The 24,781-nt window shown below is 48.2% G+C and carries 18 protein-coding genes; 8 read left to right on the forward strand and 10 right to left on the reverse strand.

Going from position 1 to position 24,781, the window contains the following annotated elements; genetic code table 11:
• Positions 1 to 23 precede the first annotated feature (23 nt).
• Positions 24 to 572: a peroxiredoxin family protein gene (locus tag NG796_RS10615; protein ID WP_261206563.1), complete on the reverse strand. Its 549-nt coding sequence runs from the start codon at positions 570 to 572 to the stop codon at positions 24 to 26.
• Between the two features lie 172 nt (positions 573 to 744).
• Entirely contained in the window at positions 745 to 1,341 is a 597-nt protein-coding gene (locus NG796_RS10620) for a peroxiredoxin (protein WP_261206565.1), read from the reverse strand.
• A 692-nt stretch (positions 1,342 to 2,033) separates the two neighbouring features.
• On the opposite strand from NG796_RS10620, the gene NG796_RS10625 reads away from it, so the two are divergent.
• On the forward strand, positions 2,034 to 2,462 hold the full coding sequence (locus NG796_RS10625; protein ID WP_261206566.1) for a hypothetical protein: 429 nt from the start codon (positions 2,034 to 2,036) through the stop codon (positions 2,460 to 2,462).
• Here NG796_RS10625 and NG796_RS10630 read toward each other — a convergent pair.
• From NG796_RS10630 to NG796_RS10645, 4 genes are all read right to left on the reverse strand, one after another.
• Positions 2,459 to 6,772, reverse strand: a complete 4,314-nt coding sequence (locus tag NG796_RS10630) for a response regulator (RefSeq protein ID WP_261206567.1) — start codon at positions 6,770 to 6,772, stop codon at positions 2,459 to 2,461. The two genes, NG796_RS10625 and NG796_RS10630, sit on opposite strands and share 4 nt — an antisense overlap.
• A 605-nt stretch (positions 6,773 to 7,377) precedes the next feature.
• Positions 7,378 to 8,889, reverse strand: a complete 1,512-nt coding sequence (locus NG796_RS10635) for a phytoene desaturase family protein (protein ID WP_261206568.1) — start codon at positions 8,887 to 8,889, stop codon at positions 7,378 to 7,380.
• A gap of 53 nt (positions 8,890 to 8,942) precedes the next feature.
• The gene (locus NG796_RS10640) at positions 8,943 to 9,938 is read right to left on the reverse strand and encodes a pentapeptide repeat-containing protein (protein WP_261206570.1); all 996 of its coding nucleotides are present in this window, start codon (positions 9,936 to 9,938) and stop codon (positions 8,943 to 8,945) included.
• 82 nt (positions 9,939 to 10,020) lie between these two features.
• Positions 10,021 to 11,307 carry a hypothetical protein gene (locus NG796_RS10645; protein ID WP_261206572.1) on the reverse strand — a complete coding sequence of 429 codons (1,287 nt, stop codon included), beginning with the start codon at positions 11,305 to 11,307 and terminating at the stop codon, positions 10,021 to 10,023.
• A gap of 818 nt (positions 11,308 to 12,125) precedes the next feature.
• On the opposite strand from NG796_RS10645, the gene NG796_RS10650 reads away from it, so the two are divergent.
• The 3 genes from NG796_RS10650 (at position 12,126) to NG796_RS10660 (ending at position 15,355) form a co-directional block, all read left to right on the forward strand.
• Complete coding sequence (locus tag NG796_RS10650) at positions 12,126 to 12,887, forward strand: glutathione S-transferase N-terminal domain-containing protein (protein WP_261206574.1); 762 nt, start codon at positions 12,126 to 12,128, stop codon at positions 12,885 to 12,887.
• 204 nt (positions 12,888 to 13,091) lie between these two features.
• A complete protein-coding gene (locus NG796_RS10655) occupies positions 13,092 to 13,943 on the forward strand; it encodes a metallophosphoesterase (protein WP_261206576.1) in 852 nt (283 codons plus the stop codon).
• A 98-nt stretch (positions 13,944 to 14,041) separates the two neighbouring features.
• A complete protein-coding gene (locus NG796_RS10660) occupies positions 14,042 to 15,355 on the forward strand; it encodes a serpin family protein (RefSeq protein WP_261206578.1) in 1,314 nt (437 codons plus the stop codon).
• A gap of 151 nt (positions 15,356 to 15,506) precedes the next feature.
• Here the strand turns inward: NG796_RS10660 and NG796_RS10665 are convergent, their stop codons facing one another.
• Positions 15,507 to 16,154, reverse strand: a complete 648-nt coding sequence (locus NG796_RS10665; protein ID WP_261206580.1) for a hypothetical protein — start codon at positions 16,152 to 16,154, stop codon at positions 15,507 to 15,509.
• A 118-nt stretch (positions 16,155 to 16,272) separates the two neighbouring features.
• Positions 16,273 to 16,986, reverse strand: a complete 714-nt coding sequence (locus NG796_RS10670; RefSeq protein WP_261206582.1) for a response regulator transcription factor — start codon at positions 16,984 to 16,986, stop codon at positions 16,273 to 16,275.
• A gap of 124 nt (positions 16,987 to 17,110) precedes the next feature.
• Between NG796_RS10670 and hisG the strand changes: the two genes are divergently transcribed.
• Positions 17,111 to 17,755, forward strand: coding sequence for an ATP phosphoribosyltransferase (hisG, locus tag NG796_RS10675; protein ID WP_261199970.1), 645 nt, complete (start codon positions 17,111 to 17,113; stop codon positions 17,753 to 17,755).
• 85 nt (positions 17,756 to 17,840) lie between these two features.
• On the forward strand, positions 17,841 to 19,718 hold the full coding sequence (locus NG796_RS10680; RefSeq protein WP_261206583.1) for an ABC transporter ATP-binding protein: 1,878 nt from the start codon (positions 17,841 to 17,843) through the stop codon (positions 19,716 to 19,718).
• A gap of 240 nt (positions 19,719 to 19,958) precedes the next feature.
• Here the strand turns inward: NG796_RS10680 and NG796_RS10685 are convergent, their stop codons facing one another.
• The gene (locus tag NG796_RS10685) at positions 19,959 to 20,867 is read right to left on the reverse strand and encodes a tetratricopeptide repeat protein (RefSeq protein WP_261206584.1); all 909 of its coding nucleotides are present in this window, start codon (positions 20,865 to 20,867) and stop codon (positions 19,959 to 19,961) included.
• 418 nt (positions 20,868 to 21,285) lie between these two features.
• Positions 21,286 to 22,467, reverse strand: coding sequence for a tetratricopeptide repeat protein (locus tag NG796_RS10690; RefSeq protein ID WP_261206585.1), 1,182 nt, complete (start codon positions 22,465 to 22,467; stop codon positions 21,286 to 21,288).
• A gap of 134 nt (positions 22,468 to 22,601) precedes the next feature.
• Here NG796_RS10690 and NG796_RS10695 point away from each other — a divergent pair, with 134 nt between their 5' ends.
• Both NG796_RS10695 and NG796_RS10700 read left to right on the forward strand, forming a co-directional pair.
• A complete protein-coding gene (locus tag NG796_RS10695) occupies positions 22,602 to 24,011 on the forward strand; it encodes an aspartate ammonia-lyase (RefSeq protein WP_261206586.1) in 1,410 nt (469 codons plus the stop codon).
• A 379-nt stretch (positions 24,012 to 24,390) separates the two neighbouring features.
• Positions 24,391 to 24,711, forward strand: a complete 321-nt coding sequence (locus NG796_RS10700; RefSeq protein ID WP_261206587.1) for a hypothetical protein — start codon at positions 24,391 to 24,393, stop codon at positions 24,709 to 24,711.
• The last annotated feature ends 70 nt before the right edge of the window (positions 24,712 to 24,781 follow it).

Raw genomic sequence — 24,781 nt, forward strand, 5'->3', positions numbered from 1 at the left:
AGGATACCCGGCGATCGCCGGGATCACCCTTTAATTTGCTGTAATTGCTCTAACAAGCGGCTCACTTGAGCATTCGGTTCTAAAAATGAAAATAGATGCTTAAACCGTAACTTGCCCTCGATATCGAGTAGATACTGGGCGGGTAACGGTGCACCCAAAGCTTGTCCCGTCCCATACGCCCGAAACACTAAACAACTGGGATCGCACAACACCGGCATTTTCAAGCCCAAATCCCGGATGACGATTTGACTTTGACGTTCATCGGTACTGGTGATTAATAGCACTTCCGCACCGGCTTCTACAAATTGCTCATAAGCCGTATTCATGGCTTTAATGTGAGGAAAACAAAGGGGGCAATATTGTTTTTCTGTAAAAATGCGAGTAAAATAGAGAATGACAGGCTGTTTTTCTCGGTATTCAGAAAGACGAATCGAACCCTCCCCATTGACATAAGGAAGTTGAAAGTCAGGGGGACAAACTGCCGGGTAGAGTTTATTGAGAGCAGGAACCGGGAGAAAATTATTGAAAAAGCGTTGATTGAGTAATCCTCTAAAATCCGTAGATGTCAACATGGTTTAAGCCTCTTGAGTCAATTCATTAAAGAAAATCATTCATAAATTTTAAACCCAACTCAATCCCTGCTGAAGTAGCTGGGGGAAAGAGTTGGGTTTCAAAGGGTTAAAAGGCGATCGCCGATCAAGTTTCCATCGCGATCGCCTCCGGTACCAATCCCAGCAATGGGAATTAGATCGCGGCAAAGAATTCTTTAGACTTCTTGGGATCCGGGTTCATCGTTTTCGCACCGGGTTGCCAACCTGCGGGACAAACTTCATCAGGGTGAGTTTGAACGTGCTGGATAGCTTGCAGAATCCGGAGGGTTTCTTCGACATTACGGCCAAAAGCCAGGTTATTGATAGTGGCGTGCTGGATCACACCGTCTTTGTCGATGATAAACAGTCCACGCAAAGCGATACCCGCTTCAGGATCGAGGACATTATAAGCGGAACTAATTTCCTTCTTGATATCGGAAACCAGAGGATAGTTCAAGTCGCCGAGTCCCCCAGATTTGCGATCGGTTTGGATCCAAGCCAGGTGAGAAAATTCACTGTCAACCGACACACCCAACACTTCGGTGTTCAGTTGGCTGAAGTTTCCATGACTGTCGCTAAACGCAGTAATTTCCGTCGGACAGACAAAGGTAAAGTCTAAGGGATAGAAGAACAACACCACATATTTACCCCGGTAGTCGGAGAGTTTGATGGTTTTGAACTCTTGATCCACAACGGCAGTGGCGGTGAAATCGGGGGCCTGTTGGCCGACGCGGATACATCCTTCGGTCATTGTTTGATTCTCCATGTTATGAGGGTTAACTGGCGCGAACAGGCTATGGCGTAGGCTTGGAAAGCACGCTCACGGCAATTACTGCGCCCGATTCTTTACGAACCGTTACAAGAATATCATAATCATAACGATTTTGAGTAGAGTTAGTCGGGAGGATGGGGGAGATGGGGAGATGGGGAGGATGGGGAGGATGGGGGAGATGGGGAGGATGGGGGAGATGGGGGAGATGGGGGAGATGGGGATTTGCCTTTCTATTAATTACATCTCCGGTCCCCTCCCCTTGGCAAGGGGAGGGTTAGGGTGAGGTTCTTATGACCTGGCGATCGCCAGGTTACCCATTCCTGGAGGCGATCGCACCTGTATGGAGGTGGAGGAACCCTCTTTCTTGGTGACGCACTTCAGTGCGTCACCAAGACCCCACCCTAGCCCTCCCCTTGCCAAGGGGAGGGGACCGGAAGTAATCTTAAATGTAATGTGAGGCTAATCCCCTAAGCGTAAAAACCTCATCCTCCCCATCCTCCCCATCTCCCCCATCCCCCCCATCCTCCCCATCTCCCCCATCCTCTATAATGAAGATGGAAATTGCCCCAACCTGAGTTACTTCCGGCGAGCGGAACGGATGGAAATGCCGAGCGTCTGTAACTAATAGAGATTACGAAAAAAGCTTTTTAAACCCGAAGGGGAAATAATCTATGCAACTACCCACTCGCCCCCTTATTGCGCCGCTGTTCGCAGTGCTCTTAGCTGCGATCGCCCCCCATCCACTTCATGCAGAAGTCGTCCAACTGCAACCCCAGTTCAGTAGCGATCCGATTCAACTCCAAGGGACATCCGGTGGAGTGCAAAAAAGTGACTGTGGCAGCATTTCTGAGCAACCGAGTCAAACCTTGGAAGTCGGACAGCAGTTCCCCTATCTCCGCTTAAGGGTCGAAAGTGCTGGAGAACCCACTTTATTAATTGAAGGTCCCACGGGACGGTTCTGTGTACTGGCCGATAGTACCGTGGGAGAAAAGCCGGAAATGTCTGGTTTATGGACTGTTGGGACTTATCAAATCTATATTGGTGACCTTGGGGGAGGACAGCATAGCTATACCCTCTCGATTACCCAAAATCCCAACTAGCTGGCTTCCCCCTTGGAGAGTTCTCGGTTCAGTGCAATTTTGACCCGTTGGTATTCCATGATCAGATCCGAGAAGATGTCGGTGACTTCTGGGGGGGGAGGGGTGTTGGTGTTGTGGTGCGATCGCCCGATAGACTCAAGTTGCTGACTCAGATCGGCCAAACTCATTGCACCCACTGCCGCACTCGTTGATTTCAGGGAGTGCGCTGCTTCTTGCATTTCAAAACTATCATCTTGGGCGATCGCCACGGTGAGCAGATCAATCAGCTTGGGAGACTCCTCTAAATAAATCTCGATTACCTCTTCAAGGGCATCAATTTCGCGTAACGAGGCTAACATTGCCAGATTCAGAACCGGGTCAGCGATCGCCGTTGCGGGAGAACCTGGAGGATGTTCGGGTTCAGACTCGGATAATTTTGACCTAGGACTATCGGAATCTCCAGGGGATAAAGTAGGTGTCGAATAATGGGGGGAATGGTCGGAATCCACCGGACAGAGGGCCAAAGCTTCCACCAGTTCCGGCATTCGGATCGGCTTACTTATATAGTCATCCATGCCCGCCTCCAGACAGAGTTCGCGATCGCCCTGCATCGCATTCGCTGTCATGGCAATAATTCGCGGTTTGTGTGGGAGTCTGCCGTTGAGCGCATCTTGACAAATTTGGCGAGTCGCGGCTAACCCGTCCATTTCTGGCATATGAACATCCATCAGGACCACATCATAATGTTGCCGGTCCAATGCTTGCAATACTTCAATCCCATTTCCGGCCACATCAGCGCGATACCCCAACCGATGCAAAATTTGCAGGGCCACTTTTTGATTGACTAAATGATCCTCCGCCAGCAAAATGCGTAAGGGTTTTTGTTGAGACATTTGGGGGTCAATGGCGAGGGCGTTCAAATGAACGGGACGCGAAAGAATCGGCACCCCTCCAAAGATTCCCGCCAAGACATTGTACAGATAGGATTGTTTAATCGGCTTATTCAGAAACGCGGCAAAGGGGACCTTATGCGGCAGATCCACCTCCTGTCTGCCAATGGAAGTCAGCATCACCAGGGGGAATTCCCGATTTTTGACAATTCCTCGAATGTAGGAAGCTAGGGTAATGCCATCCATTTGAGGCATTTGCATATCCAGAATGGCAATGTCAAACGTTTCCGAATTTTGCAGCCAATCTAGGGCCTCCCGGGCGGAACTCGCTGCCTTGGGCTTCATCCCCCAAAACAAGACTTGACGGGTTAAAATTTGGCGGTTGGTGGCATTATCATCCACAATCAGCACCCGCTTACCGGCTAAGGAGGGTTGAGTGCCATTTAGGTCCACCGGCAAGGGATTGAGTGCTGGGGTTGCCATCACCGTGAAATAGAATGTCGAGCCTGTTGGAGGGATATCGGGATGGGGGGATTTGGCATCGGTCAAGGTAAAGATACTTTGCTCGGGGTCTGGAAGAGGGGAGAACTGTTCCGGAATGGCGGAGGCGATCGGCCATTGAAAGGCCGGGTCCGGGTCCCCACCGACGCCCTCGCCACTGACGACCCACATCCGACCCCCCATCAATTCGCTCAGACGCTTGCTGATGGCTAAACCCAACCCCGTGCCGCCATACTCCCGAGTAGTTGAAGAATCCACCTGGGAAAAGGACTTAAATAGGCGATTCATCCGTTCCGGGGGAATGCCGATGCCGGTATCGGATACGGTAAATTGAATTTGACAGGGGGGGTTGCCGGTGCTGAGATCTGAGTTCAAATCCTTGTGAAGATGACCGTTTGGAGTCTCCGGAGACTTGAGGATTAAGCTATCAGTCGGGATTCCTACAGGCTGTTGGGGGTGAAGGGTCGAAGCACTCACTGAAACCACCACTTCCCCTTTTTCCGTGAATTTCACCGCATTACTGAGCAAATTCACCAAGATTTGACGGACTCGGGTGACATCGCCGATAATCATTTCCGGAGTGGAAGGTTCGATGAGATAGGCTAACTCTACTCCTTTTTCGGCGGCTCTGGAGGCGAGTAAATCTAGGGAATCTTCAATACAAGAGCGCAGGTTAAAGGGTTGCTGTTCTAGGTCGAGTTTCCCAGACTCGATTTTTGAGAAGTCGAGGATATCGTTAATAATAGTGAGCAGGGCATCCCCACTGGCGCGGACGGTTTCAACAAAATCGCGCTGTTCAGGGTTGAGGTCCGTATCCAGGAGTAATCCGGTCATGCCAATGACGGCATTCATGGGGGTGCGGATTTCGTGGCTCATGGTGGCTAGAAATTCGCTTTTGGCCCGAGTGGCAGCGAGGGCCTCGTCCCTAGCCCGGGCTAAATCCGCAGCGGCAGCACGACGCTCGATTTCGCTGCCTATCCATTGAGCCATGAGTTTGAGCAGTTCCTTATCCACGGCTTTAAACGGGCGTCCTAGGGGAGTGCTACTAGAAAAGCTGAGAGTGCCATAGATTTTGCCGCCAACAATTACTCTTGTCCCGATATAGGCTTCTTGGGGAAACGGGGTTTGGGTGGGGTTGTTGTGCCAGCGTGTGACACTAACCGATTCAAAATAGAGGGGTTCTTTGAGGCGGAGGGTTTCACGACAGTAGGTTTGATTTAAGGGGAAGCGATCGCCCGGTTGCAGGGTGTCCTCTGGGGATTCAACTGCGATGATTTCATAGCGATCGCCTTTAATCCGCGATAAAATCGCCACCGGCAGTCCAAACCGCCGTTTTCCCATGACCAGTAACCGTTGCAACCGTTGCTCAAAGCTGAGTTTACGGGAAGAGGTGATTTTATAAAGCGCTCTAATCGAGGCTTCACTTTCCCGGAGTTCCTCATCGGTTTGATGGCGTTCGGTAATATCCCGCGAAATGGCGACTAATTCTTCGATTTCATCCGTCTGGGGATTGCGAACTGTGCGACTGGTACTTTCAAACCAGAGGTAATGACCATATTTATGGCGGATCCGGTAGCTAACGGTATAACTGACTTGACCCTTGACCATTGCCAAGTAGGATTTGGCGAGGGTCTTGGCATCCTCGGGATGGAACAATTCATAGAGGTTACAGCCGATGAGTTCGTCCGGTTCATATCCCAATAAGGAATGACAAGCGGGGGAGACATAAATAAACTGGCCTTTTGGGGTATGCCGGGAAATCATATCCGTGGAGTTTTCCGCCATCAATCGATAGCGTTCTTCACTTTCTCGGAGCTTATACTGGGACTCTTGCAGGGCTTTGAGCATCCCATTGATGGTCATTCCTAAACTGGACAGTTCATCGTGTCCCGCAATTTTGACCCGCATGGACAGATCCCCTTTATCGCCGATGCGTTCGACTTTTCGGCTAAGGACTGTCAGTCGCGAGAGGACTAATTTTTCAAATAACAGTAGGGTTAGACCACTAAACCCCAAACTCATCCCTAACAAAGACCCAATAAAATAGCGGACGCTGGTTTTCCCTTTGGCGTAAATCTCTCGATTGTGGTTGACTTGGAGGAGTAAACGGTTATTGCTGGCGATCGCCGGAATGGCGGTATAGGCGGCCATTTCTCTCTCGCTGAGAGCCTTGACCACGATGGGCAACTTTTGCGATCGCCCCAAATCCATCCCCTGGAAAGGTTCTGCGGGAGTCGGGGATGGAGAAGACCCCTCTAACTGGGTTCTTACCTCGTCCAATTGCGGTGGCAACGCACTCATTGGATAAACACTCAGAGATAATTGGGTCAAATCCGCGAGGCGATTGATTTCCTGTTGATTCAAAAAGCGTCCCACCCATAAAGTCCCCCGGTACGGACCCTTTCCTTGACTGGTGAGAATGGATTGAGCTGCAATCAGGGCCGGTCCCTGGGGAAGGAGGACAATTCCACGGAGGGGGTGGTTATGGTGTCCGGTTTCGGCGAATTTTTTCTCAAGTTGTTGTTGATAAGCCGAGGCTAAATCTTGAAGTACCCCTGGCATGGGAATTTCAGCCTTTTGCTCTAAATCAAAGGCTTTGGTAAAAACAGGTTTTCTTTGTTCGTCCAGAATTAGCAACAGATTCAGCTTTAATTGAACAAAGGTTTCATTACCAAAATTGGAGTTAACGTAGTTGGGGTCTCCCGGGGTGATAAAGCTGTAGGTATCATCCCATTCCGCATGATATCGAGCGATGGATTCCAGTTCGTTAAGGGTCTCCTGGAGGGACTGCAAGCCTCGGATCGCATCTTGGCGGACGACTTTCTGTTCTAATTCTTTGAAGTCTCCCAGTAAAATACTCGATGCTGTAGCGTACAGCACGACATTGAGACCTAACAGGGTCGTGCCGACTATAACCAGTATTTTCTTTCGCAATTTCATAGAATGCTCACACCCTCATCTTCGTTACTCAACCGATCCACCAAAACGGGTGTTCCGGCGAAGAAATCGTTTATGTTGGCACGACGTAACTGCACGGAATAAGAGTGGCGCGATCGCTCCATAATTCTATAGATCTGTGATCTGTTCGCTATCTGGCCTACTGTATCGCCTCGTTGGGAAGTGGCGGCATTCCCCACCCCCCTAGAGCGTCGGTTCCCGATGGGATCAACCGGACAAGAAACTCAGTTTTTAGTCCCAATTTGGTGTCCAGGAGTAGAGCTGTTTTTAAAGAAACCCAGTGCTCTTTCCTCTACTATACCGACGCTCTAGGCCCGGTGTGATGACAAAAAAAGCAGCCTCATCCTTAAAAGGGGTCGATCAGCGATCGCGTATCTTACCCAGGAGGTTAGCCCAGGGTTGAAGTCCTGCTGATCCGGGGTGCCTTGGTTAGCTCGATCATCCCGTTGCCGGACTGGGGGAGCCTCAGACCTATAATGCCCAATCCCACTCCTGAATCAGCATCATTTGATTATCGCTTATGGGTGTAACGACCTCCAGGGACGTCCAGAATCTAGGGATTTCCCCTCCCTAAGCGGGTCCTGGGGTCAAGTCCGATGAGTTTTCAGTAATTGTGCGGTTTGCTCGGGTTCCACTAAGGTATTGGCACAGAGGATTCCCGATGCGGCTACCGCAGGAACCCCAATGCCGGGAAGGGTGCTATCCCCCACTCGGTATAATCCGGCAATGGGGGTATGAATACTGGGAAATGTTCCTTTGCCTGCGGCGATCGCTGGACCATAGGTGCCGCGATCGCGCCGCAGGAATTTGGCATGGGTGAGGGGAGTGCCAATCAGTTCGAGCACGATGCGATCGCGCAGATCGGGAATAATCCGTTCTAAGGCTCTAAATAGGGATTGGGCTCGAATTCGCTTGCGCGCTTTATAACTGACATCGGACTGCCAAGACTGGTAGGGTTCCATCGTATAAGCATGAATCCCATGATGGCCTGGTGGGGCCAGTTTGGGGTCCCAGACCGAGGGAATGGAAATCATACAGGTATTCCCGGGTTCGGTGAGGTCGCGATCGCGCTCATGAACCACCACGTGATGTCCCGTCAGTCCGGTTAATCCCTCCGCTTTTATCCCCAGGTGCAGGTGCATAAAACTATCTAAAACCGGAGTTTCTAGGGCTTCACGGCGATAGGACTCGGGGAGGTCTTCCGGTGTGAGGAGATGGGTATAGGTATCCCAAATTGTGGCATTGGAGATGACAATGGGTGCTTTGAGGATCGTGCCATTTCGCAGGCGCACTCCGGTAACTCGCCCTCCCTCGACTAGAATGCGCTCGACATGAGCATTCAGACGCAGTTCTCCTCCCCATCGGGTTAATCCCCGCACCAGGGCCTCAATCAGGGCGGTACTCCCCCCTATGGGATAGTCGATCGCGCTGCGACTGCGTTCCCCGAACATAAAGGCAACTTCTGGGGCGATCGTGCCGTGCGCTTTAAATCCGGAGAGTAAGAAGCATTCTAGGTCAATTAAACGCCGAACAAAGGGGTCTTTAATATCGCGATCCACGAGTTGACCGACGGACCCTTGAATCTCCTGAATATGGGGCAGTAATTGGAGTAAGGCGGGCCAGTATGACAGGAGAACGGGTAACAGCTTGCGATCGCTTCGTAAGATTAAGGTAGGAATGCCTTTGAGGGCGTCATACAAGGACAACATCCGCCGTTCAAACCGTTGGAGTTCCTTGGCTCCTGTGGGCGTAATGGCGGCAATTTCCGCCCGATAGCGATCGCAATTACCGTAAATCGGCAGGGTAATTTCCCCGAAGTGATAATGTCCCAAGGGGTCATAGGCGATGGTTGGCACCGATTCTCCCAACAGTTCCAGGACTTGGCGCAGGGGGTTGAGGCTTTGGGAATCTCCCAATCCGCAGTAAAAGGAGGGTCCGGAGTCGAAGTGAAATCCCTGGCGCGAAAATCCATGTGCTGCACCTCCGGCGATCGCATGACTCTCACAAACCATTACGCGCTTACCATAGCGAGCGAGTAAGGCTGCTGTGACTAACCCGCCAATTCCACTCCCGATGGCGATCGCATCATACTCTCTCATTTGCTTGTTCTCCCTGGACTCTTCACTCACGGTTTGATTAAGGGGCGATCGGTTTAATTCTGCACATCCCCATTCGGCATCGTCGTCTGGCTAAATATCGCCCCGGCAGTATTAGCGCCGCTCATTTCGGCACGGATTAAGCTGGCGTGGGTCAAATTAGACCGCATTAAATTCGTTCTTGCCAAATACGCCTCACATAGATTCGCCTCATTCAAGAGCGCGTGAGACAGATTTGCCCGACTTAAATCTGTCCGGGAGAGATTCGCCCGGGTTAAATTTGCTCCCGATAAGTTAGCTTTCCCCAGTTTGGCATCGGTGATGATGGCTACATCCAGTTTAGCTCCCTCCAAATTCGCCTCACCCAACAGCGATCGTTCTAGCTTGACATTTGTCATACAAGCCCCGCTCAAATCCACATAAGACAAATTGGCATCACTCAGAAACCCGCCATTGACAATCGCTGAGGCCATTTTCGCCCGTTCCAAATTGGCCCCACGCAAGTTCGTTTCTGTGAGATTTGCTCCACTTAAATCCGCCTTTGTCAAGTCCGCACCGCTGAGGTTAACCCCGCGCAAATCCGCACCCCGTAAATCCGCACCCCGTAAGTTCGCCGGACTGTATATCCGCCGTTCCTCCCGAAAGTTAGCCCCACGCAAACAGGCTCCACGCAAACAAACCCCGCTCAAGGTAGTTCCGCGCAAATCCGCATCACTCAGGTTCGCATCCAGTAGATTGGCTAAATTGAGATTCGCTTTGCGAAGATCCGCACCTTGGAGGGTCGCCCCATGTAGGTCCGCATCGCTAAGATTTGCACCCGAGAGATTAGCTTGATTAAGATTAGCACCACTGAGTTTGGTACTGACTAAGTACGCTGCACTCAGGTTGACTCGGCTCAAGTAGGCAAAAATTAGATCGGCTCCGTGGAGGTCCGCTCCCCGTAATTTTGCGCCTATCAAATCCGCTCCGCGAAGGTTCGCACCCCAGAGACTGGCTCCGTTAAAATTGGTTTCCCCGGCTGTATAGCGCCGCAATAATTCTTCAACATTCATCAAAATTATCCCTCTTTGCCCGCTTTTTCCCCTGACATTAATCCCTGGATTTAGGATTGCCCTTGTTTCTCCCGGTTGGTCTTTATGAACCTGAGTTATCTTCTCGCTCTATGGGTTGGTTTCTTTCAGCTTCTTCTAAGTTTATCAGAAGTTCTAAGAATTGAGAAGTAGCTTGTTTGACTTGCGTGATTAAATCTCCCATCGTTTCATATTTGACTGAAATTCCATCTTCAATGTCCAGGGTTTCGAGTTCGTCGCTAATTTCCCGTTCAAGATGATTTAAGCGATTTTCAATAAATTGAACAATTTCTTGCACATTCTGGTTGACTTTTAGATTGAGTTTTTTCTCTAGTTCTTGTTTTTGTTGAACCGGATCGATTTTTTTGAGGGCGCTTAAGGAAAATTTGCGATCGCTGCCGTTCAGACTTCCCAAATTCTGGGAGATGGGCGGTGATACGGCGCTCAATATATCGCTATTTTCCTCACTTTCCTCCCTAATCTCACTGTAATCGTTATCGTCATCATCTGGAGTGAAACCTTGACGAGCGCTGCTATCTTCTTCCATTTCCTCTATTTGGGGGGAAGCATTCCAGCGATCGCTCCCAGGGGCGATCGCCTCCGACAGAAGAGGGAGTTGTCCGAGTGGAAAATATAACGGCCTCATGTACTGCACAATTACGCCCGCAGATTGATAGTTTTCATCCGCTTCAGGCAGGTTTTTGGCAGTTTCATATAAGTGGGATTCCAGGGCATCAATACTGGGACAGAGTTCATAAATTTGCTGGAACAGTTCGTCAAGCTGGATTTTTTTTAAGTTGAGCCAGTCTTCATCCCGATTAAATTCAAAGAGGCGATCGAGTGCTGAAAAGATCAGGATTTTGGCCCGTAACGGACTCGTATGCTGTACCACTTTGAGCCGCAAATCAAAGATTTTTTCTCGGCTGATGGGACCGAGGGATTCAGGTGGCTTTGGCAGGTCAAAATCAGTCTCATGACTAAAATCAGACACAATAACTAGGGTATTCGCTAGATCCGGAGAAGGAGGAAAATCAGACAATCCTGGCTGAGTTGACCCATCTTCATAAAATTTACCCAGAGTCGAAATTAAAAGTTTAGCCACCACGGCATATTGTTGAGGTTTATTAATATTGCTAACAATTCCATTTAAAGAAAATTTCAAATTATCTAAAGTCCCGGTTACTTCGCAGACTTCAATAATTAAGTCTCGTAAATTCAAAGCAGCCAGTAAGTCAGCATTATTTTCCCATCTTCCTTGACAAAGACAAAGCATGAGTTTTTTAATGCGGGTTAGATTGGTTTCCTGCTCTAAGTTCCGAATAGCTTCATCGAGCAACTGTAAATTTTTCATATTGGCCTCCAGATATGTATTGCCAATTAAGGACTGAGGTTGACTGGGATAAAGACGCTACAGACAAAGGGTTACAGTTACTTATTAAACCATGAGAGGGAGGGGGACTAAAGATTTTTTCAATTTTCTCAAGGGAACGGTCCCGTTCCTGGGCGATCGCCTCTTCCCCACCCCAGGAGAAGGGGTCTCGGGTATCCGTGACTATGAGGGGAGAAAACCTGGTTTCTTTGGGATAAATTGGGGTGAAAGTCCCCCATATACCCCAAGAACCGGGTTTTTGAAGCGGAATAATTTTGAGGGTGCCGATGGGTTAAGTCAATGAGGGGTTTTACCCCTACGGATCCTAAAAAAAGGGGAAGTTCTCTTTGGCGATCGGCTTTACAATCCGCGTTTAAGGGCACCACAGGAGTCCAAAAATTCCGCTTGCTCTATAGAGGATCATTAACAGGAGTTGCAACAGTTAAAATCCGAATCAAAGTTAGGGAAAATCAGCCATTTTATCAGGTCAGATTAAATCCTTATAAATGCCATTATTTTAAAAGTAATGTATTTTTATAAAAAACTTTAGTTAAAAAGCTTATTTCAAAAATACTAATTTTTTAATTATGCCAAATATTGTATTTGTTTACAAAAAATATCTTTGCAAGTTCTATAAACTTATAAAAAAATTGAAATTGTGAGCCAAAGCATTCCCACCTTAAGTATCAAACCAATTGACTTAGGGCAAAATTGTGGGTGAGACCCCCGGGACAACCCGAACTGTTTCCCCAAGTGTCTAGCACAAATCGGCGAAATTACGGATAGAGAAAAATAATCCTTTGATTAAAAACACTAAAGCAGGGGCCGGAAATAATGAAAACGCTCCCATCTCACCATCATGGAATGAATTGTTTTTACCCAGTCCGGCAACAGGTCACTCCCATATTTTAAAATATTTGAATAATTACCCCACTTTAGGAGACTCTCCACCGATGATCGACCTCTACACCTTTCCAACTCCCAATGGACGCAAGGTTTCTATTCTGTTAGAAGAGTTAGGTCTTTCCTACAATGTCCATAAAATTGATATTACCCAGGGGGAACAATTTTCTCCAGACTTTGTAGAGATTAATCCAAATAGCAAAATTCCGGCAATTATCGACCATGATACAGAAATAACTGTCTTTGAATCGGGGGCTATTTTGATATATTTGGCTGAAAAAACTGGGAAATTATTCCCAACAGAGACTAAATCTCGCTATCAAGTTATCGAATGGTTAATGTTTCAAATGGCAAGTGTAGGGCCGATGTTTGGTCAATTTAATCATTTTAATCGGTTTGCGCCGGAAAAAGTTCCTTATGCGATCGCGCGGTATGAGCAAGAAACGTTACGACTGTATGGAGTATTAGATAAACAATTGGCCGATCGCCCCTATATTGCGGGGGAAAATTACTCCATTGCGGATATTGCGCTTTATCCCTGGGTTGCCAGTTACGGGTTTATGGGGTTGACTTTGGAACAACATCCCCATTTGAAACACTGGGTAGAAATACTACAGGAACGACCGGCAGTACAACGAGGCATGGCAGTCCCCACATAAATTACTTTTTGTAAAGAGAAAATTGCGCCTAAGACAAGAACTTGGGTTAATTTTATAGGGGATGGGAGAAAGGACTTCAGTCGTGACCCTGAACAGGGGATAATGACTGAAGTCGTAACTACAAATAGGGCCAAACACTGTTGAGGGTTGATTTGATAAAGTTTGTTATGCTGGGATTATCTGTCCACTAGGATAATTACAGGTATGCACGGGTTTCTGACCGGATCTTTAAAAATTGAACGGTTAAACGTGGCGATCGCCGACTTACCCACCCATCTGATTGGAACAAAATTAGTCCAGTTATCCGATTTTCATTATGAAAAGGAGGGATTGTCAGATCAACTCTTGGCCGAGGCGATCGCCGCTTCCAATCATGCCGACCCCGATTTAGTCCTGATGACTGGGGACTATGTAACCCATAATCCTGACTGTATTTACCCTTTGGTATTGCAACTCAAGCATCTCCAAAGTCGCAAGGGTATTTATGGGATTTTAGGCAATCATGATATCAAGTTGCCTCACTCTAAGTCAACCATTATAACAGCTTTTGAGAAGATTGGAATTCCTATTCTTTGGAATGAAGTGGCCTATCCTTTGGGGAAAGGTTTAGCCCTTTTGGGGATGGCAGAGGTGCAGTCGGGTCAGTTTAATACTCGGGCAGTTTTTCCCGGAATTAATCAGTCAATTCCCCGCATTGTTCTTTCTCATAGTCCAGATACTGCCGCTTATTTACAAACCCTGCGGGTGGATTTACAGCTATCCGGTCATACTCATGGAGGACAAATTATTTTACCCAAAATTGGGCCGCTTCCAGCTTATTTCAAATGCTTTCGTGAAAAAGTTCCTAAAGGGTTGAGACAATGGATTCCTTATTTATCCAAAAACTCTTATAAAGTGGTGGAGCGATGGGAGTGGTCTCAAGGGTTACATCAGGTCGGAAACAATCAACTTTATGTGAGTCGAGGATTGGGGACTTATTTCCCGGGACGGTTATTTTGCCCCCCAGAAGTCACCATTATTACGTTGCATAAAGATGAGGATAAAACCAGGGAATAAAGCGGGTTTTACCCCGATGATATTCCCGAACTATAATAGCTTAGGGTGCTGTCTATAAGGTTCTGATTTAAAAATGATACAGAATGTAGTGGACTGGTATGAAAAAAGATTGTATGGATGCGGTAAGACCGATCTCGTTATTGGGTGCAGTGGCGATCGCGACCCTGGGTTGGATGGCCCGATTGGAGGGTTCTGAACCTCCTTATCCCTTGATTCCTGCTCTCAATATGAGCCATCCGCCAGCGGCTGGACCCTTGTGGATTAGTTTAAATGGAGTATTAGAAAATCCGGTGACTACTCAACCCATTATTACAGCGAATACTCGCTTTGGCCTCAAGTTATTGTCTCAAATTTATCAACAAGAAAAAGAGAAAAATATATTTATTTCTCCCTTCAGTTTAACTCTCGCTTTACAAATGCTCAATGGGGGTGCAAAGGGAGCAACTTATGAGGCGATCGCCTCAGTTTTGGAAACTCCAGGGATAGATCAAGAGCAAATTGACCTTACCCTATCCGCACTCCAATCTTACCTGAAAGAAATCGATTCAGATGTAGATTTATCCCTTGCCAATTCGGTTTGGATGAGGCCAGGGGACTCTTTTAATGCTAATTTTATTGACAGGACCCAAACCCATTACCAAGCAATAATTCGGGAAATTGATTTGAGTAACCCTGCCATTGCTGCCCCAGTAATTAATGGATGGGTAGCTGAAGAAACTCGCCAAAAAATAGATCATATTTTAATGCCTACGGACTTAAATAGTAGTACAATTGCTATATTATTGAATGCTATTTACTTTAAATCGGCCTGGTTGAGTCCATTTTCTGAATCAGACACTCGGGAGCATCCTTTTACCTTAGCTGATGGACAGAGCAAACTTCATCCCTTGATGTTTCAAACTCAAGACTTTGCTTATTATGAAAATGCTTTATTCCAAGCTATTGCCTTGCCTTATGGCAATACAGCGGAAGTAAATTTATATATTTTTCTGCCAAATCCTGAAGTTGGATTAGATTCTTTTTTAGAACAGTTGACTCCCGAAAATTGGAATGGATGGCTTAAAGAATATTGGGAACATAAACCTATAAAGTTGGGTTTGCCACGCTTTAAAATAGAATATGACGTTGAATTGAAAGATATTTTAACTGCGATGAATATGGGAATAGCTTTTAGCCCAGAGGCAGATTTTAGCTCCATTACTTCAGGACCTTTTTTCCTTAGTAAAGTTAAGCATAAAACGTTTTTAGAAGTGAATGAAGAAGGAACGGAAGCATCGGGAGTAACGGCAGTAGTAGCGACGCGCAGTATGCCAAGGCAAATGATTATTGATCGCCCTTTCTTTTTTGCAATTCGCGATGATACCACCGGCACTGTACTGTTTATGGGAACTTTAGTTAACCCGACACTTTAAAGGCCATAAATTACAGGCTGCCATTTTAAAAAATTTGTTGATAGAATTAAGGATTGGGAGCATTTTTCTTTCGGGCTAGAGTAAGGAAAGAAGATGCTCCCAGGGACAGACGAAACAACTGAAGCGGTTACTAAAAACTACTCAGAAAACCTTAACGATTTATGGTTACAGGTTCGATGTATTGGGTATTGGCACGAATGAAACAATTGCTCGTTTGTTCCGGTCCGTTGCTACTTTCTACAAACATCCAAGGTTGATTGTTGGAATCAAAGGTTAAGACAAATCCACCGGGAGAAAGTGCGGCTTGAAAGGTAGAATCAGGGGGTAATGTTCCTGTTACGGGCCAACTGCCAATATTTAAGGCCCCGGCAGAGGGATTCCACACTTGATCAATGGGTTGATCGCCCATGCGACAGTTCAACCCGTTGGGGTCTGGGTCTACGACTCGCCAATTGATATGATTAGATTTACCTGTATAATCCCCTTGGGCATTGGTTTGAGGTAACACCGAGGAGGCGACTGGAGGCATTTCATCTGGTGTGTCGCTGCCGCGATCGTCTTGAATGGGGGGTGAGGTGGGATTGACTACGGGAGATTGGGGGGATTGGGTAGATGGGGGGGATGGGGGAGAGGGGGGAGATTGGGGAGATTGGGGGGATGGGGGAGATTGGGGGGATGTGGTACAGCTTACGGTAGTCAGGGTGACGATCGCCAGTAAAAGTGGTAACCCTAAAGGCTTAAATCTACTCCGATTGTTGCCCAATTGAGTCAGAGTTTTCCACAAATAATCCAAATGCATAACTTTCTGTTTCCCTATGCTAAATCAGTGAATAGTTCAATTTTCTGTTCGTCAGACTTAATTCGGGATATCCTGATTCCCGACTCTAATTTCTTGGCGGAATAATCCCCTCGAAAATCTAGTCGGGGCCTGATAATGAGGAGGATTCACCCCCGGACCCAAATCGATACCCTTTTCCATAAACGGTATGAATTAATGGTACCTCCCCACGGGCTTCTATTTTGCGCCGAAGTAGGCGAATTTGGGCGGCGAGGACGTTGCTACTCGGTTTTTCCCCAGTAGGCCATAAATGTTGATAAATTTCGCTATGGGTGAGTAATTGTCCGCTGTGGCGCATAAAATATTCCAGGAGGGTACTTTCTTTTTCGGAGAGTTCGATGGTGCGCCCGCCTCGATATGCTAACTGGTTTTCGCGGTCGAGTTCCAAGTCATCCGAGTGAAGGTGAGTCTCAGGGTCAGGGGTTTTCTGGGTAGCCGATCGCCGCAGTTGTGCTCGCACTCGTGCTAATAATTCTAGCAATTCAAACGGTTTCACGAGATAATCATCGGCCCCAGCATCCAGTCCTTGAACGCGATCGTCTAAGGTATCTTTCGCCGTCAGAAATAGAACCGGCGTCACATCCCCTTGACGGCGGATTTCTTGACAAATGGCTAACCCCGATTGGTGGGGTAACATCCAATCTAAAATCAGCAAGTCATATCCCCCTTGGCGCGCTAATTTGGCCCCGGTTGCGCCATCGGAGGCGACTTCTACTTGATATCCTTCCCGGGTCAGAACCCGAGTTAAAGGTTCCGTGAGTTGGACTTCATCATCCACTAAAAGAATTCGCATTATGTATGATTGGTGAGGGTTAAAGGTTAGAAACGAGGGTCAGAATCCCGGTTTGTTGTCCCCGATTCTAAATCTTGTCCCCATTCCCCAGTAAAATCTAAAACCGATATTCTCATTTTGTCTTATGCTGACCGTCGCTTTACCGAAAGGATCGTTGTTAACTGATAGCATCCGACTGTTGCAGTCGGTGGGATTGGATTTTAGTGCATTTCTGGATTCATCGAATCGACAGTTGCAAATTTTAGACCCGACGGGGACCGCCAGGGCGCTGTTGGTGAGGACCCATGATGTGCCGGTTTATGTGGAGTACGGTCAAGCACAGTTGGGGGTTGCCGGTTATGATGTGTTGAGGGAAAAACAGCCGCGAGTCGCCCAGGTCCTGGATTTGGGATTTGGCAAATGTCGGTTATCGGTGGCGGTGAAGGAGTCGAGTCCCTACCGGCGATCGCTGGATTTACCCGCTCACGGACGAGTTGCTAGTAAGTTTGTTCATTGTGCCCGGGAATACTTTCAACGGTTGGATTTGCCGGTGGAAATCGTGCCTCTATCGGGTTCTGTAGAACTGGGACCGATTACGGGGATGTCGGAGGCGATCGTTGATTTGGTCTCCACGGGACGGACTCTCAAGGAAAATGGCCTAATCGAAATGGAAGTGTTATTTGAGAGTTCGGCAAGATTGATTGCCCATCCGATTAGCTATCGCCTCAATACCGATGGCATCTGCGATCGCATTGCCGCCATCCGCGAAATGACCACAACCGCTGTGTAATCCCGGGGATTCCCCAAACCGATCGCCTCGGGGGTTGCGCTACAGTGGGAGGACATCTGTTTTCCATTGTCCATAAGGTTTATTGATGACTCGCTTATCACCGCCCCCAACTCCCAAAGAAGGTCGATCGCCCCGTCGTGAAAATGATTGGCGTTTATTTCTGCGCTTGGTTCCTTATGCCCGTCGCAGTGGTCGTCTGTTGGGGATTTCCCTGATTTTATTAGTCCCCTTAGCCTTTGCAGGGGCGGTCCAACCGATTATTATTGGACAGGCGATTTCCCTAATTCGGGGCGAACCTACCAATCTCCCGTTTTTGTCAACGGTGACCCTGCAACAAGGTTTAAATCTCCTTTCTGGGTTACTCTTGTTGACGATTACGGTTAGATTTGCCTTACAAGCCATTCAGTCTTATTTCGTTCAGGAAGTCGGGCAGAAAATTACCGCCGATATCCGCAATGATTTGTTTGATCATGTCACCTCTTTGGCGGTCCGGTTTTTCGATCGCACTCCTGTCGGACGCTTGATTACCCGCCTGACTAGCGATGTGGAAGCCCTCGGAGAGGTGTTTTCTACGGGCGCAATTGGGGTCGTCACGGATTTATTTTCCATTGCGATCGTCTTAATCATCATGTTCTATCGGCAATGGCAATTAGCACTCCTGCTATTACTAATGCTGATTCCGATCGCTTCCTTAATTATTTATTTTCAACAGCAATATCGCCAAGAAAACTATAAAGCGCGAGAAGAACTCTCCTCCCTCAACTCTAAGCTACAAGAAAATATTGTGGGCGTTGGAGTGGTCCAAATCTTTCGCCGGGAAGCTTTTAATGCGGAAATTTTCCGGGTGAATAACCAGCATTATATTAAAGCGGTTGACAAAACCATTTTTTATGATTCGGCTGTCTCTGCAACCTTAGAATGGATTGCCTTTGTGGCGATCGCCGGAGTCTTGTGGTTAGGCGGTCAACTGGTCCTCGGCGACACCCTGACGGTGGGGAGATTAGCAGAATTTATCCTATTTTCCCAGCGCTTATTTGACCCCCTGCGCCAATTTGCCGAGAAATTCACCGCGATTCAAGCTGGATTTACTGCCATTGAACGGATTAGCGATATTTTCAACGAACCCATCGAAATTCGCGATCCGGATGTGAAGGAAAGGACCGTGGATGCCCCGTGGCAAGGTGCAGCCCCAAGAAGCACGTCTCGGGCGATCGCTGACTCTAACAACCCTCATGCTGGGGAAATTCGCTTCGAGAACGTTTCTTTTGCCTATAAAAATGATGAATATGTTCTCAAAAACCTCGACTTTACCATCAAACCCGGTGAAAAAGTCGCCCTAGTCGGTCCTACAGGGGCGGGAAAAAGTTCCATTGTCCGGTTGTTGTGTCGGCTATATGAAGCGAGTCAAGGTCAAATTCTCGTCGATGGCGTCAATGTTCGAGATATGCGTCAAGCCGAATTACGCCAGCATATTGGTGTAATTTTACAGGATGGATTTTTGTTCGCCGGGGATGTGAAAAGTAACATCAGCTTGGGAGAAACCTATAGCCTAGCTGAGATTCAATCCGCCGCAGAACGAACCAATGTCGCCAGTTTTATTGAGGATTTACCCCAAGGATACAATACCCAATTACGGGAACGAGGGACTAATTTATCTGGGGGACAAAAGCAATTGTTAGCCTTTGCTAGGGCAGCAATTCGTAATCCGAAAATTTTAGTCCTCGATGAAGCAACCGCTAGTTTAGATGTAGGAACGGAGGCATTAATTCAAGATGCCTTAGACCATTTATTACAGAACCGCACAGCGATTATTATCGCCCACCGTCTCTCGACCATTAAAAATGTTGATCGCATTCTCGTCCTCAAACAGGGTCAACTGGTGGAACAAGGCAGTCATGAGGAATTGCTGCAACAAGGTGGACTCTATGCCGGGTTATATCAGTTACAGATGTTAGGAAAGTAAGAAGATTTTTCCGGTTTGTAGTAATGACTGCGGTTGTTACTACAAACCGGAATAACGCCTGAAGGCGTGACTACGAACTAAGATAAAGCAAAAAAATTATATATATTGCGGCACAGATTCCCATGATACTAATATACACAAAATACGATCGCCTGTCAAGAGGCGATCGCCTTTTTATTGTGAGTTAGCGCCAGATTAGTATAATCAGGTGCTACTCGGATGGAGGTCTAGGGCAGAGGGTCAAGCCTGGATTTCATGTAACAACGCTTGGAAGCGGAGGTCATGGCGAATCGAGTCCCAAGTTCCATCCAGACGAGTCCGTTCTTGATAGTCCTCTGGGGCTTGGGAAATATAAGCGTGCAAATGTTCGATCGCCCGTTCAATTTGACCGAGGAGGAGATGACAGGTGGCCTTGGCATAATGGACTTCGGGAAAATCCGCCTCAATATCCAGGGCCTCGGCATAGTTGGCGATCGCCTTTTCATACCGGCCAAACCGTTGCCAGGTTTCCCCGCGACGATACCAGGCCCAGCGATCGTGCGGACGGAGGTCTAAGGCGCAGTCATAACTATCAAGCGCTTCTTCATAGCGATTATGTTTGGCTAACACTTCCCCGCGACGATACCAGGCCCAATAGTCATCCCGGCGTTCTTTGAGGGCCTGGTCAAAGCTGGCGACTGCCTCCTCAAGCCGTCCAAGTTCCCCCAATGCTTTACCCCGTTGATACCAGGCCCAATAGTCCCGGGACCGCAATTCTAAGGCTTTATCATAATTGGCAACGGCCTCTTCATGGCAGTTGGTATGTCTTAAGGCATTCCCCCGGCGATACCAGGCCCAATAATCATTAGGTTTGCTTTCCAGTGCCTGGTCATAGGAGGCAACAGCCTCTGGATAGCGTTGGATCGCCGCCAGTGCATTGGCGCGTTCATAACAGGCCCAATAATCATGGGGTCGGATTTCCAGGGCGTGGTTATAACTGGCGATCGCCTCTTCATACCGTTTCGAGTCGTGGAGAACGCTGGCCCGCTTATACCACTCTTGATAATCCTGCGGTTGGTCTGCTGATTGGGGCTTGAGTGCCGTCGCGGTGGCGCTGTTGCCTAGATCTGTTGAACTGTCTAATCCCATTGAGTCTTGATTTTCGCTCATATTAGCGCTCCAAAGCAGAAAATATCTGCGCTTTGTGGATTGGTTCCCTCGATTCGGGCTATCTGTGTGCCATTTAGCTGCTTGTCTGCCCTTTCGATAAGCGTTTATACTGACCTGGCTAAACTTTTAATCCGAGGTTGCTGGGGGTCCATTTATTGTAAATCCCCTCTAAAATCTTAAGGGATTTTTGACCCTTTCTATTGAATTAAATTGATATTTTTCTTTCACGAATTAAACGCATTTTATTCCCTAATTTGAAGGGAGTTTTGTCAGTAAATCTTGACAATTTCAACCCGATGAATCGTCGGTTTCCTTGATACCGTAAACAGGGGATGAAACGTGAAAAATTTAAGCCGGTGTCTTTCAACGTTCCACCCCAAGAGTCTAAGCTCTTAGTGCAAGATCAGCCGAAAGAAAGTTACATTAACCCGGGAAAGGTGCGATCGCCCCGCAGACCCTCAAATTCCATATCCGTGGCAATTTTCTCAAGATAGGAGTCTCCGCCCCAATGAATCGCCTGTTCCAAGCTGGCAACGGCCCCGAGTCCATCCCCTTGGCGGATCAAGTAGCGGGCCAGGTCGTACCAAATTGCCCCATCTTCGGGTTCAATCGTCAAGGCTTTTTGGAAGCTCATCACCGCCTCATCGTAGCGACAAAGCTCCCCGAGAGCAATTCCCAGGTCATGCCATACCCAAGCGCTTAAGCCCTCATACTCTTCACCCCAACGGTTCCAGTTCGGTTCACACTCCAAGGCGCGGTCAAAGCTTGCCACCGCCTCCTCGTAGTTGCCTAACTGACTATGGGCATTCCCCAATTGATACCAAGGCCAGAAATTATCCGAGTAGATAGAAATAGCGCGTTCGTAGCACTGGAGGGCTTCTGCGGGCCGGTCTAGGTCATCCAAAGCAATGCCGCGATCGTACCAAACCAAATCATTCTCAGGGTCAATCTCCAATGCCCGGTCATAGCTGGCGATCGCCGCTTCCGTCTCTCCTAACAGGTCCAACATTTTCCCCTGGTGATACCAGGCCATTTCTGCGGTAGGTTTCATGTCCAGAGCAAAATCATAACTTGCTAACGCCTTGTCATACTCCTGCATCATCTCCAGGGCAATCCCTCGACGATACCAGGCCCAATAATCCGTAGGCCGTACTTCCAGGGCGCGATCGTAGCTGGCGACTGCCTCCTCATAGCGACGGGCCTGACCGAGGGTAATCCCCCGTTCATACCAGGCCCAATAGTCTCCCGGACGGGTTTCTAGGGCGCGGTCATAGCTGGCGACGGCCTCCTCATACTCCCGCAATTGCCGGAAAGCACTTCCCCGTTCATACCAAGCCCAATAATCACCCGGACGGGCTTTTAAAGCGCGGTCATAGCTGGCGACTGCCTCCTCATACCGCCCCAACTCATCTAAAACATTGCCAATTTGATACCAAGCCCAATAATCTTCCGGGCGATATTCTACCGCTTTATCGTAGCAGCTAAGGGCATCTTGATAATGGCCCGCATCCCGCATGGCATTGGCCTGTTGATACCATTCCCAATAGCTATCGGGCCTACATTCTAAAGTGCGCTCATAGATAGAAATTGCGCGACTCATTGTTTGACTCATACTTTTAGTGCAAAATCTATTAAATCTCTCCAATATTAAGGATACTGCGATCAAAGCTCACTCGGCTCGGTAAAATTACTTTGAATTAGTTAAATTTTCAACAATAAGCCCAGAAAGATTTGATGAGCGAACAATCCGAATTAGACTACCGCATAGAACGGGATTCGATGGGAGAACGGCAAATTCCCGCCGCTGCCTACTATGGGATCCAAACCCTCCGGGCCACGGAAAATTTTCCCATCAGTGGACTCAAACCCTTACCCACCTACCTGGATGCCTGTTTGCTAATCAAAAAAGCCACCGCCCTTGCTAATGGGGAACTCGGCTGCATTCCCCAGGAACTAAGTCAGGCGATCGCCGAGGCTGCGGATGAAATCCTCAAGGGCGCATTACGGGATCAATTTGTGGTAGATGTTTACCAAGCTGGTGCCGGAACCTCTCACCACATGAATGTAAACGAAGTGCTGGCAAATCGCGCCCTAGAACTTCTGGGTGACTGCAAGGGCAATTATCAGCGGATTAGCCCGAATGATACGGTCAACTACGGGCAATCCACCAATGATGTCATACCCACCGCCATTCGTATTGGCGGACTTTTGGCCTTGCAACATAGTCTTTATCCTGCCCTCAACGCGGCGATCGCTGCCTTAGAAGCCAAAGCAGTGGAATTTGAGGATATCGTCAAATCCGGCAGAACCCATCTGCAAGACGCCGTACCCGTCCGACTTGGGGAAAGTTTTCGTGCCTGGGCTTATATACTTACGGAACACCGGACGCGCATCGAAACTGCGGGGAAAGAACTCACCGTACTGGGAATAGGGGGAAGTGCGGCGGGAACGGGTTTAAATACTCATCCCGAGTATCGCGAACAGGTGGTGAAGATTCTCTCAGCGTTGATTAATATTCCTTTGACTCCGACGCCGCACTTGATGGCAGCCATGCAAAGTATGGCCCCCTTTGTCAGCGTTTCCGGTGCATTAAGAAATTTAGCCACGGATTGCCTGAAAATTTCCCATGATTTGCGCTTGATGGATTCGGGACCGAAAACGGGACTCAAGGAAATTCAATTACCCCCGGTACAACCCGGGTCCTCGATCATGCCCGGGAAATATAATCCGGTGATGGCAGAGATGACTTCGATGGTGTGTTTTCAGGTGATGGGATATGACAGTGCGATCGCCCTAGCCGCACAAGGGGGACAATTAGAACTGAACGTAATGATGCCGTTAATTGCCTATAACCTCATTCACAGCATTGAAATTTTAGGTCATGCGATCGGGGCACTCAGCGAGTTTTGTCTTCAAGGCATTACCTGCGATCGCAGCCGTTGTGAACATTACGCTGAGGGTAGTTTAGCCCTCGTCACCGCCCTCAACCCCCATATCGGCTACCTCAACGCCGCCGCCGTCGCCAAAGAGTCCCTAGAAACCGGGAAATCCTTACGGCAAATCGTCCTAGAACGGGGTTTAATGACCTCAGAACAGTTAGCGGAGGTTCTGGATTTACAAAAAATGAGCGCCCTCCCGCATTAAAACTCGAACCCGGACATCCCGCCACGACTTCACTCGTTCTCTCCCCAGGACTTACCCATTAGACTGCTTGCAAAATTTCTTAAAGCCCCCCAGGAACTAAACATTTCTTCCTCTGGCTTCCCCCAGGAACTAAATATTTCTTCCTCTGGCTTCCCCCTTCTTAAGGGGGACGGGAGGGGGATCGACCGGGGACGGGAGGGGGATCGACCGGGGATCAATAAACCTGGGGAAGAACTTCAGAGGTATGGGGAAGTGCGGAATCAACCGTAAACCTGCTGACTTGCAAGCCTGTTTCGTCTGGGACAGCCTACCTGTTAAATTAAGTACAGGTGGCGGCATACCACCGAAATTCACACAATTGTCAATATGGAGTGCAATTATGGCGAGAGGTTCATTTGCCACAATGCAAGCTCAATCGAGTACAGAAGTGACCTTTTATTATGAAAATGGTCATACAGACTCATTTAAGGTTCCGGTTCCTGGCGCTCAATTTCAGCAGCAGTTACCCCAGTTGTTAGCCCAACCCTGGATTACCTTGCATCTCGTCGATAATACGGTGATAGTCTCAATGGCTAAGGTGGTTAAGGTAGAAATTAATCCCCCTGTTCCCGAACTGCAAGGTCCCGGCGTTATCAATAACGGAGAACGCGTGACGACGATGCAGCGGGGTGCTACGGGACGCTTACCACAAAATGGTTGAATTTTCAATCGAAGATCGAGGGGATTTTTGAAGTGGGTCAAGGTCATGCCTGGGAGGGGATTCATCACTC

The sequence above is a fragment of the Laspinema sp. D2d genome (assembly GCF_025370755.1).
In the GTDB taxonomy this organism is placed as follows: Bacteria; Cyanobacteriota; Cyanobacteriia; order Cyanobacteriales; family Laspinemataceae; genus Laspinema.